The 17479-nt window shown below is 56.3% G+C and carries 17 protein-coding genes; 7 read left to right on the plus strand and 10 right to left on the minus strand.

All coding sequences use genetic code 11. The features are described from left to right. Positions 1-179: 179 nt before the first annotated feature. Positions 180-1682: a capsule assembly Wzi family protein gene (locus tag DX909_RS16015; protein ID WP_128546202.1), complete on the plus strand. Its 1503-nt coding sequence runs from the start codon at positions 180-182 to the stop codon at positions 1680-1682. A gap of 320 nt (positions 1683-2002) precedes the next feature. On the opposite strand, the gene DX909_RS16020 is transcribed toward DX909_RS16015, so the two are convergent. The 6 genes from DX909_RS16020 to DX909_RS16045 form a co-directional block, all read right to left on the minus strand. Beyond that, the gene (locus DX909_RS16020; protein ID WP_229311063.1) at positions 2003-2434 is read right to left on the minus strand and encodes a nuclear transport factor 2 family protein; all 432 of its coding nucleotides are present in this window, start codon (positions 2432-2434) and stop codon (positions 2003-2005) included. A 72-nt stretch (positions 2435-2506) separates the two neighbouring features. Beyond that, a complete protein-coding gene (locus DX909_RS16025) occupies positions 2507-5065 on the minus strand; it encodes a glycoside hydrolase family 95 protein (protein ID WP_128546204.1) in 2559 nt (852 codons plus the stop codon). A 93-nt stretch (positions 5066-5158) separates the two neighbouring features. Further along, a complete protein-coding gene (locus tag DX909_RS16030) occupies positions 5159-5689 on the minus strand; it encodes a T9SS type A sorting domain-containing protein (protein WP_164851304.1) in 531 nt (176 codons plus the stop codon). 25 nt (positions 5690-5714) lie between these two features. Beyond that, on the minus strand, positions 5715-6734 hold the full coding sequence (locus tag DX909_RS16035) for a bZIP transcription factor (RefSeq protein ID WP_229311064.1): 1020 nt from the start codon (positions 6732-6734) through the stop codon (positions 5715-5717). A gap of 356 nt (positions 6735-7090) precedes the next feature. Then, positions 7091-10858 (minus strand): M43 family zinc metalloprotease, encoded by a 3768-nt coding sequence (locus DX909_RS16040; protein ID WP_128546207.1) that lies wholly within the window; start codon positions 10856-10858, stop codon positions 7091-7093. Between the two features lie 150 nt (positions 10859-11008). Next, positions 11009-11629, minus strand: a complete 621-nt coding sequence (locus DX909_RS16045; protein WP_164851305.1) for an RNA polymerase sigma factor — start codon at positions 11627-11629, stop codon at positions 11009-11011. 210 nt (positions 11630-11839) lie between these two features. Here DX909_RS16045 and DX909_RS16050 point away from each other — a divergent pair, with 210 nt between their 5' ends. From DX909_RS16050 to DX909_RS16070, 5 genes are all read left to right on the plus strand, one after another. Beyond that, positions 11840-12361 carry an RNA polymerase sigma factor gene (locus DX909_RS16050; protein ID WP_128546209.1) on the plus strand — a complete coding sequence of 174 codons (522 nt, stop codon included), beginning with the start codon at positions 11840-11842 and terminating at the stop codon, positions 12359-12361. Next, positions 12358-13179: a HEAT repeat domain-containing protein gene (locus tag DX909_RS16055; protein ID WP_128546210.1), complete on the plus strand. Its 822-nt coding sequence runs from the start codon at positions 12358-12360 to the stop codon at positions 13177-13179. Before DX909_RS16050 ends, DX909_RS16055 begins: the two co-directional genes overlap by 4 nt. A gap of 12 nt (positions 13180-13191) precedes the next feature. Then, positions 13192-14049 carry a DUF4097 family beta strand repeat-containing protein gene (locus DX909_RS16060; protein WP_128546211.1) on the plus strand — a complete coding sequence of 286 codons (858 nt, stop codon included), beginning with the start codon at positions 13192-13194 and terminating at the stop codon, positions 14047-14049. A gap of 59 nt (positions 14050-14108) precedes the next feature. Beyond that, on the plus strand, positions 14109-14960 hold the full coding sequence (locus DX909_RS16065; RefSeq protein WP_128546212.1) for a DUF4097 family beta strand repeat-containing protein: 852 nt from the start codon (positions 14109-14111) through the stop codon (positions 14958-14960). A 64-nt stretch (positions 14961-15024) separates the two neighbouring features. After that, the gene (locus DX909_RS16070) at positions 15025-15492 is read left to right on the plus strand and encodes a Fic family protein (RefSeq protein WP_128546213.1); all 468 of its coding nucleotides are present in this window, start codon (positions 15025-15027) and stop codon (positions 15490-15492) included. A gap of 84 nt (positions 15493-15576) precedes the next feature. Here the strand turns inward: DX909_RS16070 and DX909_RS16075 are convergent, their stop codons facing one another. Continuing rightward, positions 15577-15762: a hypothetical protein gene (locus DX909_RS16075; protein WP_128546214.1), complete on the minus strand. Its 186-nt coding sequence runs from the start codon at positions 15760-15762 to the stop codon at positions 15577-15579. A gap of 127 nt (positions 15763-15889) precedes the next feature. Between DX909_RS16075 and DX909_RS16080 the strand changes: the two genes are divergently transcribed. Then, positions 15890-16354, plus strand: coding sequence for an META domain-containing protein (locus tag DX909_RS16080; protein ID WP_128546215.1), 465 nt, complete (start codon positions 15890-15892; stop codon positions 16352-16354). Positions 16355-16451: 97 nt separating this feature from the next. Here DX909_RS16080 and DX909_RS16090 read toward each other — a convergent pair whose 3' ends face one another. The 3 genes from DX909_RS16090 to rhaM form a co-directional block, all read right to left on the minus strand. Then, positions 16452-16880 carry a putative toxin-antitoxin system toxin component, PIN family gene (locus DX909_RS16090; protein ID WP_128546216.1) on the minus strand — a complete coding sequence of 143 codons (429 nt, stop codon included), beginning with the start codon at positions 16878-16880 and terminating at the stop codon, positions 16452-16454. Next, positions 16864-17064, minus strand: a complete 201-nt coding sequence (locus tag DX909_RS16095; RefSeq protein ID WP_128546217.1) for a hypothetical protein — start codon at positions 17062-17064, stop codon at positions 16864-16866. Before DX909_RS16095 ends, DX909_RS16090 begins: the two co-directional genes overlap by 17 nt. An 85-nt stretch (positions 17065-17149) precedes the next feature. After that, positions 17150-17464, minus strand: coding sequence for an L-rhamnose mutarotase (gene rhaM / locus DX909_RS16100; RefSeq protein ID WP_128546218.1), 315 nt, complete (start codon positions 17462-17464; stop codon positions 17150-17152). Between the last annotated feature and the right edge of the window lie 15 nt (positions 17465-17479).

Genomic DNA, 17479 nt, shown 5'->3' on the forward strand with positions numbered 1-17479 from the left:
CAGCATTTCGTGTGGATATTTGCAAGGCTCCGATCCAAAGCCGGATCCTCCTGTTCAGCAAGCGCAGACAGGAAAGTCCGGCCGGGGGTGGGTCGATACCGGGCGGTGCCGGGAAAAGGCCCGGCCGGATTTTGAGCAGAAACGGTGCGGTATTACTTTGGTGAAAGATCACGGTCGTTATGGCTTTTCCGATTCGGACTTTATGGGGAACAGGCTGCCTGCTGGCGACCGTCCTGCTTTCGCCCACCCTCAGCCGCGGGCAGGCGCCCGGGTCCGAACGGCCCGTCTCGATCGAGGCCGAAGCCGGCGGGTTTGCCGCTAATACGAAAACGCTTCCCTTCTGGCTGCGGTCCAACCGGTTCGGCATCGTTCCGGCCACCGCTCCGGCGGCCACCTTCCGGGCCGGTGCCTACAGGAATTACACCCGGCCCGACTCGGCTTCGGTCCGGCCCCGGCGGTTCGATTGGGGATTCGGTTTTCAGACGGTTGCCAACCTCGGGGCCTCCGCCCGCCTGCTGCTGCCGGAGGCTTATGTTAAGGTGAAATACCGGGCGCTGGAGTTCTCCGGCGGACGCCGGCGCGAACTGATCGGGCTGGGCGATTCGACGCTGTCGTCGGGTTTTATCATCGGCTCCGGCAATGCGCTGCCGATTCCCAAGATTCAACTGGCTACCCTGGGGTATGTGCCGCTGCGGTTTCTCAGGAATTTCATTTCCATTAAAGCCGCTTTTGCTCACGGCTGGTTCAATGTGCCGTATATTCAGGGGGTGCATCTCCACCAGAAGTACCTGTATTTCAGGCTGGGGCAGCCGGGCCGCAGGGTCAATTTCCAGTTTGGGCTGAACCACCAGGTGCAGTGGGGCGGCCACGCCGATTACCTGAAAGGCTCCTCCGTCGCCGTCGACGGCCGGCTTCCCTCCTCTTTCAAATATTTCGGCCACGTCATTCTGGCGACCATTCCCAACAACTGGGGCACGGGGGATTATTCCAGTTTCGACGGGGATTACCGGGTCGGCAACCACCTTGGAAGCTGGGATTTTGCGGTGGAAATTGCCGCCCCCGGAGCGCAGATGCTGGTGTATCATCAGCACCCGTTCGAGGATGTATCCGGCCTGATTTTCAAGAACATTCCGGACGGGCTGACGGGATTCAGCTGGTCCCGGAAGGCGGCAGCGGCTTCCTCAGGCTTCGGTTTGCAACGGGTGGTGGTTGAAGTGCTGAGTACGATGGACCAGAGCGGTGCCACCTTCTGGATTCCCGGTTCGAGTTATCAGGGGGCGGATAATTATTTCAACCACGGGCAATACCGGGAAGGATGGTCGTATTTCGGGCGGACGATCGGCACGCCCTTCATTGCCCCACGGGCGGACCTGAAACGGGACGTCCGCGAAAACCCGGGGGGCGGTTTTTTCCCCAACAACCGGATCAATGCCGGATATGTAGGACTGGAAGGTCGGCTGAGCCGCGTAATCTGGACGGCCCGGGCGTCCTGGAGCCGCCATTTCGGCAACTATACTGTGCCTTATACCACCCCGCTCAACCAGTTTTCCGCGCTGGTTTCGGCGCAGGTTCCCCTGTTCAGCCGGCAACGGACCTTCCTGAACGCGTCCGTCGCCTTCGACCGGGGCGACCTTCTCCCCACCTCGACCGGCGGCTTTCTCAGCGTTCGGAAGACCTTTTAGACTTGTTTGGGAAGGGATTTGTCATCTCGACGCAGAAGGGGGTCTCGAATCTGGGCGGCTTTTACTCCCAACCGCACCGGCAGACCTGCCTTTAGAAGTGGTTTGAGGCAGCGATTTTGTCCTTCCGGGTGGTTTGTCATCCCGAGGAACGAGGTGCGCCAGACCACCCCCAACCCCCTCCTTGCTAAGGAGGGGGAGAGCGCTGCCTTGTATAACAATCTGCGGAGCCCCCTCCTTAGCAAGGAGGGGGCCGGGGGGTGGTCGGCGGCCCGGCAAACCGGTCAGAAAAGCATTTTTCTTTTCGACCAATCTGTTAAAGATCAGATTTTTACGGCCTGACGGGCCAGCAGTCTCCAGTCGCCTTTCTGTTTGACGAAGACGAGCAGCACGGCCAGTTTCGCCTGGCCCGGAACGCCTTTATTGTTGGTTTCGGCCATCAGTTTATGGCGCACCATCGCCGTGTTGTCGATGATGGAAACCGACTGTTCGGACAGGTCGATGGTTTTGAAATCGTTGTCTCCGCTCAGCAGGGCCTTCATGAAGGCGGATTTGTCTTCGATCAGTCCGTTGGAGTGGCCGTAGCTCAACTGATCGGCGGCAATGGCGTCGAGCGAGGTCTGGGTCGGATCGATCATGGCTTTCCGCAGCTTCTCGACGGCACCCTCGACGGCCTGTTTTTCGTCTTTTTTACCGGGTCCGGCGGCCGCCAGGGATCCGGAAACCACCAGCGCGAGCGCGAGTAACTTCAACATTTTCATACGAAATGGTTTTAACAGGGTTTGGAATCAGGAAGCCGCAAGTTAAGGCATTGCCCGAATTTTCCATCATTTCGCCCCCACCAGCACGTATTCTTTCCCCGCCTGGGTCGCAAAGTCGTAGACCATCGCCCTCCCGCCGGCGGTTTCCGGCGTTGCGGTACGGTAGCGGTTTTCCGGAAGAGCATAAAAGGGATTCGGATTGTTGCCCCGGGCCGCCTGGAGCCGGACGTTCGACTCGCCTTTAAGACCCGAAGGCACCCGCAGGCGACAGTTGCCGCCCAGCGCCGAGCGTATTACGACGCGGGTCAGTCTGCCCTCTTTCCAACTCATATCCAGCTCATAGCCGCCCCGGGCTTTCAGCCCTTTCACCTCTCCGTTCGCCCAGGTGTCGGGCCGGGCCGGCAGCAGGTGGATCAGGCCGTCGTGGCTCTGAAGCAGCATTTCACCAATGCCGGACGTGCCCCCGAAGTTCCCGTCGATCTGGAAGGGCGGGTGGGCGCAGAGCAGGTTCGGGTAGGTCCCTCCGGCGTTGGCGTAGTTGGTGCCTTCCATGCCGGTCAGCCGCAGCAGTTCGCGCAGGAGTTTGTAGGCATGATTGCCGTCGTGCAGACGCGCCCAGAAGTTGATCTTCCAGGATTTGGACCATCCGGTACCGCCGTCGCCCCGCAGTTCCAGCGACTTCCGGGCGGCTTCAGCCAACCGGGGCGTCGTCAGCGGGGATACTTCCCGGCCCGGATGCAGCACATACAGGTGCGAAACGTGCCGATGCTGGGGGTCCTGATCCTCCCAGTCCTTAAACCACTCCTGCAGGTTGCCTTTCCGGCCAATCTGGAGCGGGAACAGGCTGCTTTTCTTTTCCGCCAACAGCTTCCGGAACTCCGCATCGACGCCCAGCCGATCGGAAGCCTCGATCACGTTGGTGAACAGGTCCCAGATCAAGCCCAGGTCCATGGTAGTCGCCACGGAAACCGACTCTTTTTCCCCTTTTTCCGTCACGAAAATATTCTCCGGTGAAGTCGCCGGTGCCGTAACCAGACGGCCCTGCCGGTCTTCCACCAGCCAGTCGAGACAGAAAAGGGCTGCCTCCTTCATCAGCGGATACGCGTAGGTTTGCAGGTATCGGCGGTCGCCCGTAAACCGGTAATGGTCGTAGAGATGCTGACAGAGCCACGGCCCGCCCAGCGCCCAGTTGGCCCAGGAGGGACTGCCCTTGCCCCGGTCTCCGACCGGATTGGAGGTTCCCCAGAGGTCGGAGTTGTGGTGGACGGTCCAGCCGCGGGCATTGTAAAAATGCTTTGTCGTTTCGCGGCCGGTGGCGGCCATGTAGCCGATCCAGTCGAGAAAAGGCGTGTGCAGTTCCGACAGGTTGGTCATCTCGGCCAGCCAGTAGTTCATCTGGGCGTTGATGTTGGTCGTAAAGTTGCTGCTCCAGGGCGGGCGCACCATCGGGTTCCAGATACCCTGGAGGTTAGCGGGGGTGCCGCCGGGCCGCGAACTGGAGATGAGCAGATACCGGCCGAACTGAAAATACAGGCTTTCCAGCGCCGGGTCGGCGGCCCCTTCGGCATACCGCATCAGCCGCTGGTCGGTCGGCAGGGCGGTATTGCCGTTGTCGGACGGCCCGCCCAGCGACAGGCTCATCCGGTTAAAATACGTCCGGTAGTCGGCCAGGTGATCCCGGTGCAGACCGTCGAATGGTTTTGTCAGGGCTTTGCTCAGGTAGTTTTCAGCCAGTCTTCTTTCATCCTTCCCGTCCCGGTCGGGGCATTTGTCGAAGCCGTTGAAGCTGGTGGCGGCCGTCATCAGCAACACCGCTTCCGATGCATTCTGAATTTGAATCCCGGCGGTATCGGCCGATACGGTTCCGTCCGTCGTCCCGACCCGGATACGCCAGTCGAACCGCATCCCCCGACAGCCGGCCGAATCTTCATAGAAAACCGGCCTCGGGTTGTAGTTGACATAGTTCGGATCACTGTGGGCGGGTGCTTTCCCCCGGACGATCAGCTGGTTCTGACCCGACGCGGTTTTGGTGAGCGGGTGCGGGCTGCGGGCGGCCGCCGTCAGGTTGAGGGCCCCCTTCCGGTCGGCCGTCAGGCGAAGCACGATCACCTGATCGGGGGCCGACACGAACAGTTCCCGGGTATAGGTGACGCCGGCCACCTTAAACCGTGTGGTGGCGACGGCGCTGGAAACATCCAGACCGCGGTAGTAGTCGGTGGCTTCGCCGGAAAGGTTCTGTTTCAGGATCAGGTCGCCGAGCGGCTGGTAGGCTTCGGTATAGAGGCCCTGCATTTTCTGGGTCAGCGCGGCCGCCTGGGCATAGTCCTCGCGGAACAGAGCCGCCCGGATTTCCGGCAGGTGGCGGGCCGCATCGGGGTTGGGATTCCGGTTTACCGGCCCGCCCGACCAGAGCGACGACTCGTTTAGTTGGAGCAGTTCTTCGCCGGTGCGCCCGAAGGTCATCACGCCGAGCCGGCCGTTGCCGACGGGCAGGGCCTCATTCCAGTTGCGGGCGGGCTGCCGGTACCAGAGCGTGGTGGCCGGCGACGGATTTTGGGCAAAAACCGCCTGAACCGTCATCGAAACGATGACGATCCGGGCGGCTTGTTTCAACAGGTGGTACATATCCTTTCCGTATCGTTCAGGGAATTGGGGTTTACCTGATAAGAACCGTTCCTGAACGGCATACTCTCCGGAAAGAAAAAAGGGTGCTTTCGGCTATTTGACCAGTCGAATGGTCCGGGATTCGGCCCCGGCCTCGATCCGGTAAATATACACTCCCTCCAGCCAGAAGCCGGTGTTCAGCCGAAGGCTGTGCGGGCCGGCCTTCTCAGCCTCGGCACCACCCCAGGACCGCAGCACCCGACCCTGAAGATCAGTAACCGAATGGCGGGCGCGGGCCGTCCGGGGCAGCACGTACTCGATGCGGACCTGATCGACAACGGGGTTCGGAAAGGCTTTCGCGGACAGATGCAGGCGGCCCTCCGCAGCCAAGTCATCGGGCACCTCGCCCACGGAAGCCCGGAATACCGAGCCGAAGCGGGCCGCAAAACCGGGCCGGAGCGCCACCGCCCTTCCAGCCAGATAGTCGGCTCTACCACCGGCATGAACCGTATTTGATGCGGAAAGGTACCCGGCATCCCGGTGGTTGTCCTCCTGCCCGGGTTCGACCGGGTCCGCGATCTGCCGGTATTCTGCAAGCGATTGTGCGTGAGATACTATTCCACAAAAGCATAGAACTAAGATCAAAAGGTTCTTCATTGTCGTCATGAAATTATCGGGTCTTGACGGTAGGAGATTTGTAACCTGAAGGTTTCCGCTGATCCCGGATCATTTTTTCGAGCCGGGCGATTTTCTTATCCTGACGGATGCGATTGTCTTCCTGCCGGATCAGATAGAGGGTCAGTTCCTCGATCTTTTCCAGCAGCCGGGCGTCCATTTTGGCCACATCCAGCCCTTCCTTCACGACGGTTTCGGCGGAGGGGATTCCCGGCAGATGTCCATGCGCCCGAACAAAGCCGGCCACTTCCTTCAGGCTGCGGAGTTGATAACCGGGAGCCAGCACTTTGTCGCGCCAGTCGTCGGTGCTGCGTACGGCTACTTGTACCTTTTCGGTCAGGATGCCGTCGGCCACGTAAAGCCGGTAGCCCTCCGGCGTCCGGGCAATGTCGGATCCGATCACCACCCCGCCGGTATTGGTATTGACGAGGTGGCTGCCCCGCGTTTGCCAGAGGGCTCCGTCGGACTCGTCAGCCCCCACCCGGGCAGTGGAATTGATACTCGCAAGAATGACGTTGCCCAAGGCGTCGATGGTGAGGAACTTGGTTTTATTCAAAACCGTGGCGGGTGAAGCGCTCGTCAGATTCGCCAGCCGCAGGCCGGACTGGTTGGCCGCTCCGCTGACAAGATGAAGTCGGGCCTGGGGTGCATCCGTCCCGATGCCGACGTTGACCCCGGTAGTTCCGAGCACCAGAGCATTGCTGACCGAGACTTTGGCATTGGCGCCGATGGCGGTGGCATTGTTGAGGCTGGCGCTGTTCGGGCCGGTCACGTCGGCTTCCGAGCCGAGGAAGGTGTTGGTCTGGCCGGTTTTGTTGTTGTAACCGGACCGGTATCCGAGGAATGTATTGCGGTTTCCGGTATCATTTAAATACCCGGCATGATAACCTAAAAATGCGTTATTAGCCCCTTTGTTAGTCCATCCCGTCCCGGCACCGATAAAGGTATTGTACCCACCGGTCGCGCCGGCACCTGCCTGGGTGCCGATAAAGGTATTGTAGCTTTCAATGGTCATAGCACTTCCTGCGCCATACCCCATATATACATTATGGGTACCCGTCGTATTTTTATATCCGGCAGAGTGACCTACAAAGGAGTTTCGGTATCCACTTGTCGTGTTATAACCGGAGGCAAATCCAAAAAAGGAGTTATCGGAACTGGTGGATAGTAGAGATTTACCTGAAAAATATCCTACACAATTTGAAGACCTTCCTATAGAATGCAGGAATCGAATGGTGTCGACTTTGATAAACTCCTGCCCGTTGATCGAAATGGGAAGTGTCTGGGCAAAAACGGCCTGGCCAATCAGCCAGAAGCCGACAACTAATCGTTTGTTCATGTTCGATGGATTTTATACTGTGATCTATTGATCTATTTAGGAAAAACGAGACCCGCTTTATTTAGAGGAATTAGATACCCCGATGCGCAGGTGAGCAGACGGGTACTGCCGTTGGCTTTCAGCGTTACCGCATGCCGAAGCAGGACCGAGTCGGTCAGCGTCGGTATCCGGCCGCAGCTCCAGGTGGCGGGGTCGTGCCAGTCACCGGCTTTCAACGTAGTCAGGACGGTTCCCGGCGGGCAGGTTACTGGCAGAATAGTGACTGTAGCCGAACCATAAACCGTCCCACCGGTGCAGCCGTTGCGAAGGTTTGAAATGGAATAGGTTTTTGTTCCGGAGGGACTTACAGAAAACACAAAGGGCGTAGTGACCGTCGAGAAGCTTTGAACTACCGAAACACCGTCAGAAACCGTAAAACTCCAGGGACTGTTGCCGGTCAGGGCTACGCTCAGACTGGCCGATTGTCCGGCGGTGATGGTCCGGCTTCCCGATAAGGTTGCCGTCGGTGGGCTACACACCGTTACCGTGGCAGAGCCGGTTCCATTTGCACTGCCGCAGGTGTTGGCCACCCGGGATATACTGTAGGTGGTCGTGGTGGCCGGAGTGACGGGGATCGAATAAGGAGAGGTGGTGACGTTGCTGAATGTTCGCCCATCCGAGAGGGTCAGGCTCCAGGGGCCGGTTCCTGTCAGGGCCACATTCAGGCTCGCACTTTGACCAGCAATGATGGTCTGGCTTCCGCTCAGGATAGCGCCGGGAGCTGAACAGACGGATATCGTCGCTGCGCCCGAAGCGGTTCCAATCCCACAAGCATTGCTCACCCGCGTGATGGTATAGGTGGTGGTGCTGGTGGGACTGACCACTATCGAATGAGGGGAATTGGTCAGGCCAGAAAACACCTGCCCATCCGACAGGGTTAGGCTCCACGGACTTGTGCCCGTCAACGCCACACTCAGGGTAGTACTTTGCCCTGGGCTGATCGTCCGGCTCCCCGTCAGGGTGGCCGCAGCGGTGGTGCAGGGCGGCACTACCGTCAGCGTGGCCGAACCATTCCCCGCAGCGCTGCCGCAGGCATTGCCTACCCGGGCGACCGAATAGGTAGTCGTGCCGGCGGGGGTGACGCTGAGGGCGGCCGGTGAACTGGTCAGGTTCGTAAACACCTGTCCTGTCGACAAGGTCAGACTCCAGGGGCTATTTCCCGATAAGGCCGGTGTTAACACTGCACTCTGCCCCGCTAAGACGGTCTGGCTGCCGCTCAGCGTAGCTCCGGGAGCCACACAGGCCGGTAGAACCGTCACATTGGCCACCCCTGAACCGGTACCTTCCCCACAGGTGTTGGCCACCCGGGTAATGGTGTAGACCGTACTGCTGGTGGGCCTTATTCCCAACCGCCAGAGCGAGCTGGTAATATTACTGTAGTTCTGCCCGGTAGATAGCGTCACACTCCAGGGACCAGAACCAGTAAACGCAAAGTTCAAATAAGCGTATTGCCCCAAAGTAATGGTCTGGCTGCCCGTCAGTGTAGCGGTAGGCGTAGCACACGGGGGTGGTGCCACCGTCACCGTGGCCGAACCGGTTCCTGCCGCACTGCCGCAGGCATTGGCCACCCGACTGATGGTGTAGGTGGTCGTAGTAGCCGGAGTAACGGGGATGAAAAAGGGAGAGGTAGTGACGTTGCTGAAGCTGTGTCCGTCGGACAAGGTAAAACTCCAGGGGCCTGTGCCCGTCAAAGAAACGCCCAGACTCGCACTCTGCCCAGTCGTGACGGTCTGACTGCCTGATAGGCTGGCAGCGGGAGCAGTACAAACCGGAATTACCGTCACCGTGGCCGAACCATTGCCCGCAGCACTGCCGCAGGCGTTACTTACCGTTTCAACGGAGTAGGTTGTGGTTGTCGTCGGATTTAACCCGACATTGACGGTCGGATTGGTAAGATTGCGCACAAAAGATCCGTCTGAAAAAGTAACATTCCATGGATAACTTCCAGTAAGTGACAATTTTATCGAGGCAGTTTGCCCTGCAGTAATTGTCTGGTTGCCGGAAACGGTGACGGTCGGGGGCATACATTGGGATAATACGGTTACCGTTGCCGTCCCTGAAGTCGTTCCGGTAGCACAGGCATTGCTGACTTTCGTGATGGTATAAGAGGTGGTTATTGCCGGACTGACCGGAATTTCCAAAGAAGAAGGGGAAACATTGGTGAAGGACTGGCCGTCGGATAAGGTCAGATTCCAGGGTCCTCCAAAGAATAAAAAGGCGGTCAGGGTAGTACTCTGGCCAGCGGTGATAGTGGAGTTACCGGATAGGGAAGCACTCGGTTTGCCTTGAACGACGAATTGCGAACTTTCGGTTCCGATAATAGAAAGATCCTTTAAGGCAACTCGAACTTTATAATTTCCAGTGGGAAAATTAGAAGGCAAAACGCCTGAAACCGGGCTGGCCGGCCCACTGCCAACCGAACTTGAAACCAGTTGATTGGACGAATTTAATACCTGAACAACAAAAGGATTTGCCGGATCAAAAATGCCAGTCTTTTGAAAACTAACCTGAATACTATCTCCGGCGCAAAACTTCATTTTGTTCGGGGCTGCTGCGGAAATGGAGGAGGAAGTAAACTGTGAGACGATGTTGCTGTAGGCATTGATGGAATTAGATGCCTTGACCCGATAGAAATAGGTGGTATTTGCGGCCTCCAGATCGGTGAACCTTTTTTCAACAGGACCCACCCCACCTATCGTAATAAAATTGACGCCGTCTGTAGACCTTTCAATAAAATAACCTGTCTCACTTATATTTCCCTCCCAGGCTAAAGTCACTGTGGAGCCGTTTTTTGACCCGATTAAGTTTATTGGACCAATGGAGACGGGAGCGGCACAGTCATATTTCCAGTTCCAGAAGTCTCCTATAGGTGGCTTTTGAGCCCAAAGCTGTTGATCGTTATACTCCCGCTTAATTCTCTGAGTCTGCCCCTCCGTCAATGTTTTAATATAATTCTTACCAAAAGAATAACTCATAAGATTGAGGTTATCCGGTGCAAAGGGTTCTCCGTTATCATCTACTTTTGGATCGAGGCCAATACTTGCCCTCCCATTCGGATCAGCAGGTGTATCGCATAAGGAATCCCCGGCGGTTTCGCAATTGCGTCCGGTACCTCTGGTAACTAATTCACGTAAGGCCGGATTGGTATTATCGCTGTTTTCGAAGGTATGAAGCAAACCAAAATAGTGGCCTAACTCATGCGCCAGCGTATATTCTGCACCGATGCTGTTAGGAATATCGTTACTCATAAGGATCATGTTTTTCCTGTTATAAGAATTGAAGGCATACCCCCCTCTTACAAACCGACTTCCATCCGTACTGAATGTATTGAAGTAATAAACATTGATCGTATTCCTCTTACTAAAAGTGCTTAAGGAGTCAGCTTCCGTTTTTAAATCGAAATCATAATACTTATCGCTGTTTATATAGTGAGGTGTTGCATTACAGAAATAAAATTGAATTTGAGATTTGAGGAAGGCTTTATTGGTCAGCGCAAGCCCATGATTTATTTCTTTCAATGTTGCCCCTCCCGTACCATCGCTTTTTTGCACAATATGTACCTGAACTGGAATATAGGATATCCCATTAACCACCGAGGTGGAACTAGCGGAAGCGATTTTTGCTGCTTTTAACCTTATCCGTCTCATCAACTCCTTTTCACCTGCAGATGGCTCATAGGTTTCACACCGAAACTGCCCGAAGACAAACGAATTGACACACAGCAGCATCGCCACTGCGAATAGTCTTACAAATGGTCTCATCGATTTTGGAAGGATTCGGCGCAACGGGTGGCCCAGCCGTTTAACCTTTTGGATTGGTTTTCGAATGCGTAATACACCGGCCGACCCCGAATCATAGGTTGGGATTGGGAATAATTTATAACCCAGTGCCGACTACAGCACCTAATTATCTCACATAAAGAGACTTAGAGAAGTCAGTAGAATAACCGGGGCCTGCCTGAGGAGCTTTTCCATTTCTCTCCGGATGAAGACATTCGCTTTGACGATGTGGTCGTTGACGGTGCCGCGCGAGATGCCGAACCGCCGGGCCACCTCCTCGTAGGAACAGCCTTCCAGCTTGCAGAGCCGGAAGATGGTTTGCCGCCGGGACGGCAGGGCACCGATCACCCGGTCCAGCAGGGGCTCCAGCTCCCCGTAAAAATCGGAAACGGTCGGGTCGAGGCTTTCAAAATCGGAAAGCAGGTCGGACCGGTACCGTTCTTCCAAGGCCGCCCGACGCCGGTCGTTGAGCATCTGATTTTTACAAACCCGGTAGAGATAAGCCCGCAGGTTCTGGGTGGGGTCCAGCTGAAGGCGGCTTTCCCAGACCTTCAGAAACACATCGTGCAGCACATCTTCCGTGCCGGCCGCCGACCGTACGAACCGCAGCACAAACCGGTGCAGTTCCCCATAATAATCGTGGTACAGCCGCCGAAAGGCCCGTTCATCCCCGCAGGCAATCCCGTCGGCCAGTTCGCTTTCCTGCGAGAACTCTACTAAATTGTTACCATTTTCGGATAGATAGTTCATCATAGGCTTAACATATATTTGTATATACAAATCACCGCAATCTAAACGTTCTGTCTGAATAATCCGGAACGGCGTACTTTTTTTGAGCTTTATCCGCCGGCGAAAATTTTTCCGGCTGGTTCCGTAACCTTCCCGGATTCCGGGAGTTTTCACGTCCGAATTCGCTGAACCCAAACGCACACTCGCTTGAACGCTCTGACGGACAACGCATTGATGACTCAGGTAAGAGACGGGAATCTGGAAAAGATGGGCCTGCTCTTCGAGCGGTATCATCGGCCCCTGTTCGGTTTCCTGTACCACATGACCGGGCAGGCCGACGCCAGCGAGGACCTGGTCCAGAACGTCTTTTATCGGATGCTGAAATACCGGCACACGTTCACCGGCGAGGGCGAATTCCGGACCTGGATGTACCATCTGGCCCGCAACGTGCTGGCCGACCATGTTCGGAAGGCCAAACCGTCCGCCCGGCATTATGACCTGGCCGACTTCGTGGACCGCATCGGCGGGGGCGCGCCGGCCGACGAACGGATGCAGAAGGAACAGGAACTGGCTTCGCTGCACGACGCCCTGCGAAAGCTCAGCCCCGACCACCGCGAAATCCTGATTCTGAGCCGGTTTCAGGAGCTTAAATACGAGGAGATCGCCCGCATCCTGAACCTGACGGAAGGGGCCGTGAAGGTGCGGGTTCACCGGGCCATGAATGAATTGAAAACCTTATTTCTGAAGCGACAATGAATTGTGAACATAGCCGGAACCAACTGGTCGACCTGCTGGGAAATCAGCTTGCGGAGGCCGAACGAATCACCTTGGAAGTACACCTGGCGCAATGCCCGGACTGCCGGGAAGAACTGGCCGCCACCCGCCGGCTCTGGCAGGCGATGGGCCGGATGCCGGTGCCTGAGCCGACCGAAAAGATGCGGGTGCGGTTTTACGCCATGGTCGAAACCTACAAAGACGCCGAAGCGGCCAAACGCCGGCGCTCCCTGAAAAGCGTATTCCGCCGGATACGAAGGGCCCTAACGCCCCAACTGGCGCTCCGGCTGGCCTACAGCCTCCTCCTGGTCGGCGCCGGCCTCGCCGGTGGCTACTGGCTCAGCGCCCGCAATGCCCCGGCCGTGGCCTACGAGCGGCAGATCGACGCGCTCTCCACCCAGGTGCAGGAGATGCACCAGACGGTGCTGCTTTCGCTGCTCGAAAACCCTTCGGCCTCCGAGCGGCTCCGCGCCATCGGCTACACCCGCGAAATCGGGCAGGTTGACCGGAAGGTGACCGAAGCGTTGCTCAGCACCCTTAACAACGACCCAAACGTCAACGTGCGATTAGTAACGCTGGAAGCCCTCGCCCAACTGGCCGACGACCCCAAAGTTCGGGAAGGGCTGGTGCAGTCGATCACGCAGCAGGACTCCCCGCTGGTGCAGGCGGCCCTGGCGGACGTAATGGTTAAACTTCAGGAAAAACGGTCGGTCCGGCCCCTGAAGCAGCTGCTCCATCAGGAGAATGTAGACGATCTGGTCAAAACCAAGATCAAGGAGAGTATCAAAGCCCTGTCATAACAACAAATTGCCATGAAAACACCCCTCCTCCTCGGGACCCTGCTCCTGCTCGGCACCCAGACGTTTGCCCAGAGACTGGAAGACAAACGACACATCAGCAAGGAATTTTCCCTGTCCAAACCGGCCGGGTCCAGCACCCTGGCGATCTACAACATCAGCGGCTTCATCAAGGTCGAAGGGTATGCAGGCGATAAGGTCGTACTGGAAATCGACCAGACGCTGTCGGCGAAGGAGAGCAGTGTGCTGGAGCAGGGCAAACAGGAGTTCAAACTGGCCTTCGACCAGAACGCCGACAGCCTGATCGCCTACATCGCCGAGCCGTTCGATACGCGCCCCAAACGCAACTGGAACAACCGGAACGACCGGCATATCGACTACCACTTCGATCTGGATTTCACGGTGAAGGTGCCTTACGCGATGAACCTGCACGTCTCGACGGTCAACGGCGGGCAGGTGACCATCAAGGACGTCACGGGCAACCTCAACGCCCATAACGTCAACGGGGCCATCACGCTGACGAACGTAAAGGGCACTTCGGTCGTCCGGACCATCAACGGCAACGTCGAGGCCAATTATCTGTCCACCCCGCCGGAAAAATCCTCGTACTATACATTGAACGGCGACATCAAAATCAGCTACCCGGCCGACCTCTCGGCCGACCTCCAGTTCAAGAGCTTCCAGGGTGAGTTTTATACCGATTTTCCGAATGCGGAACTCCTGCCGGTCAAGGCCATCAAAACCGAGGAGCGCCGGGGTGACGGCACGGTCTACAAACTCAGCAAGGATACCTCCATCCGGATCGGCAACGGCGGACGGACACTCCGGTTCGAAACCTTCAACGGCAACGTCTACATCAAAAAACAGTCCTGATCAAACCACCTGCAACCGGCGGCTCCCGAAACAACCGGACCGCCGTCAACCTGAAGATTATGAAAACCAATGCATTGACTATCTCCGTATGCCTCCTGCTGGGTACCCTCTGGGCCGGCCCGCTGCTGGCCCAGAACGAGAATCAGAATGAAGTGAAGGAACAACTGGTCGTGCCGCTGACCGACCCGGGCAAAGCGGGCACGCTGGAAGTTCACCTCATCAACGGGTCGATTCACGTGATCGGCACCAACGCGAAGGAAGTGACCGTCGAAGCCGTTACCGACTCAGGGTCGGGCGGCCGGAAAGACGGCAGGGACGACGAACTCGCCGGCGGCATGAAACGGATCAACTCCCGGGGCGGCATCGAACTGACCGCCGTCGAACGCAACAACACCGTCAAGGTCGAGTCCAGCTTCATGAAACGGGCCGTCCGGCTGACTATCCGGGTGCCTCAGCGGTTTGCGCTCAAGGTCGGAACCGTCAACCAGGGCAACATTACGGTCGAGAACATCACCGGGGCCGTGGAAGTGTCGAACGTCAACGGAAAGATCACGCTCACGAACATCGCCGGGTCGGCGGTCGCCAACACGGTCAACGGTCAGCTGACGGCCACCTTCCGGGAGGTCAGCCCCAACACGCCGATGGCCTTCTCGACGCTTAACGGCAATGTGGACGTCACCTTCCCGGCCAACGTCAAATCCAGCCTGAAGATGAAGTCCGACCGGGGCGACATCTACAGCGACTTCGACATCGACGTCGACAAAACGGAGCCGAAAACCTCCCGCTCCAAAGAAGAAGGGATGTACCGGGTGGCCGTGGAAGACTGGGTCTACGGCAAGATCAACGGCGGAGGCCCCGAAGTGATGATGAAGAACATGCACGGCAACATCTACATCCGCAAGGCGAAGTAAAAGAACCAGGATAACTGTATGGATACCCGGCCGATTCCGGCTGGGTATTTTTTATATTTGCCGCATGGGATCTGAAACTTCCTGGACACCCTCTCCGGAGGAAAACCTTCCTGGCATCACCGACCAGAATCGCATCAATGAATTGGAAGCCCAGGGAATGGCAACCGCTGAACTATTTATTCTTCAGCTGGAATTTGAAACCGAAATCTCAACAGGGCTGATTCTGGAAATTCATAAAACCGCCTTTGGCAAACTATATGACTGGGCGGGCAAATGGCGTACCACAGAAGTCATTGTCGGACAATTTACTCCTCCTGCACCACATCTTGTTCTCCAACTCATGTATCAATTTGTGGATACCTTAAATTTCAAGTTATCCATTGCTGAAAACAGGCGGGATCACCTGGAGTGTCTCTTCTATTGCCACTATGAATTCATTAGAATACATCCTTTCAATAACGGAAATGGCCGAACCGGGAGAATGCTGATGAATTTGGTGGCTTTAAAGTTAGGCTATCAGTTTTTGAAATAATACCACCGGGAAGGCGACGCCAGAAAAATTTATATCGATGCCATGAAGGAGGCCGACCTGGGGAACGTTGCGCCTTTACTAAATTTAATCGACAATGAAATGGCCGCCTTTTGAGGTCTTCTCTTTCATTACTTCTGCCACAATCCTCTCCACTTTTGCCCTGGCAACCTCCTGATTCTCCAAAGCCATTGTAGAAAAAACAGTATCTGTCAACATCCTCGTCAGGTAGGCCCGCTCACGAAGGAGAGGATATTTTTCATAAAATTTCATATTCCTGCAAAAATAGAGGCAATAAGTTAATAACTAACCATTAACACCAGCCTTTTTATTTTGTTTAATCCGTATAACTCCCGGTCGATCAAAATGTTATAGTCTTTGAAACCTTCAACCGCATTGTATGAAACCTGTGGTATCTTACCTGAGCCGTGTCCTCGTAATAGCCATCCTTTCTTCGTGTCAGTCGGCTAAAAACAGCAGTCCCGCAGACGGCACCGGAGCGGCCGGAACGGCGGAAGGCATCACCGAAAAGTACTGGAAACTGACCGAACTGAGAGGAAAAGCCGTTCCGGTTTTTGAAGGGCCGGGCCGGGAGCCGCACTTCATCCTTAAAAACCAGGACAACCGGCTGTCGGGCAGCGGAGGCTGCAACCGGCTGATGGGCGGCTACGAATTGCAGCCCAACAACCGCATCCGGTTTACGAAGGTAGCCTCCACCCGCATGGCCTGCCCCGACATGACCGTCGAGCAGGAATTTATGCAGGTGCTGAACACCGCCGACAGCTACGTTCAGAAAGGCGATACGCTGATCCTGAACCGCGCCCGCATCGCCCCGCTGGCCCGCTTCGTGGCGGTTTATTTCTAAAGCCGCTCAGTCCATATGAAATACCGGCTCAAGGGCCGTCACCAGGGGCGAATGGTCCGGGTGGGTGTCCATCAGGTCGGCCATGTAGAAATCTGCGTTATTTTAGCCGAAAACGCCGATAGAACTCCTTCATGGTCAAAATGATTGTAGAACCAAAGCCCTGAAGTTCACAAACATCCGGGTCGCCTGAGATCAGATAATGAGCCCGGCAATCCTGAGAAAGTGCCAGAAGATAATCATCTTTCGGATCACGACAGACCTCCACTTTCGACCAGGGAACAAACCGGATTATTTTGATTTCCAGCCAGTTCAGAAATCGTTCAGCCTGATGGATACTCACATACCGACGCATTTTCGGCCGGTTGATGACCATCTGGTATTCACTGATCAATTCGGGCGACATAACCACCCGGAATCGTTCGTCGGTCAGAATTCGAAACAGGGTGCGACGGGAGCGTTCATTGATGGTAGCACTGATATACCAATTGACATCAATCACTACCAGATAGTTACGCCTGACCGGCACGACGTGCGGCTTTCACTTCCGAAATAATTTCCTGCATCGATATTTCTACGTTGGGCAGATCACGATTGAGTTGTTCGAACTCCGTTTCCCAATCCGTACGGTTCAATTCCCGTAAAACTGCCCTCCGGTCGTCGGAAGACAACTGACGAAACTGGCTGATGATTTTTTGCGCACCTGCTGTCATAGGATCACCATCATTTGATGTACAAAAGTAACGCATTTATCATTCTCCGACATGATCCGAGGGAGTAGAATGATCACGGGTTCTTCTACTCCATATGAAACACCGGCTCAAGGGCCGTCACCAGGGGCGAATGGTCCGGGTGGGTGTCCATCAGGTCGGCCATGTAAGCCCACCATTTTTGCATGACCGGCAGGCCGGGGAGCGCGTCGGCCGTATGGCCGTCGACCCGTTTCTGCACCGCGAACAGGGTGCCGCTCGCCCGGTCGAGGTAAATAGAGTAATCCCGGATGCCGGCTTCGGTCAGCGCGGCCGCCAGTTCGGGCCAGATCTCGTCGTGCCGGCGTTTGTACTCGGCTTCGACACCGGGCTTCAGCTTCATCGTAAAGGCGATTTCCTGCATGGTCTGAGTGTCTTC

It is taken from the genome of Larkinella soli, assembly GCF_003703975.1.
Lineage (GTDB): Bacteria > Bacteroidota > Bacteroidia > Cytophagales > Spirosomataceae > Larkinella > Larkinella soli.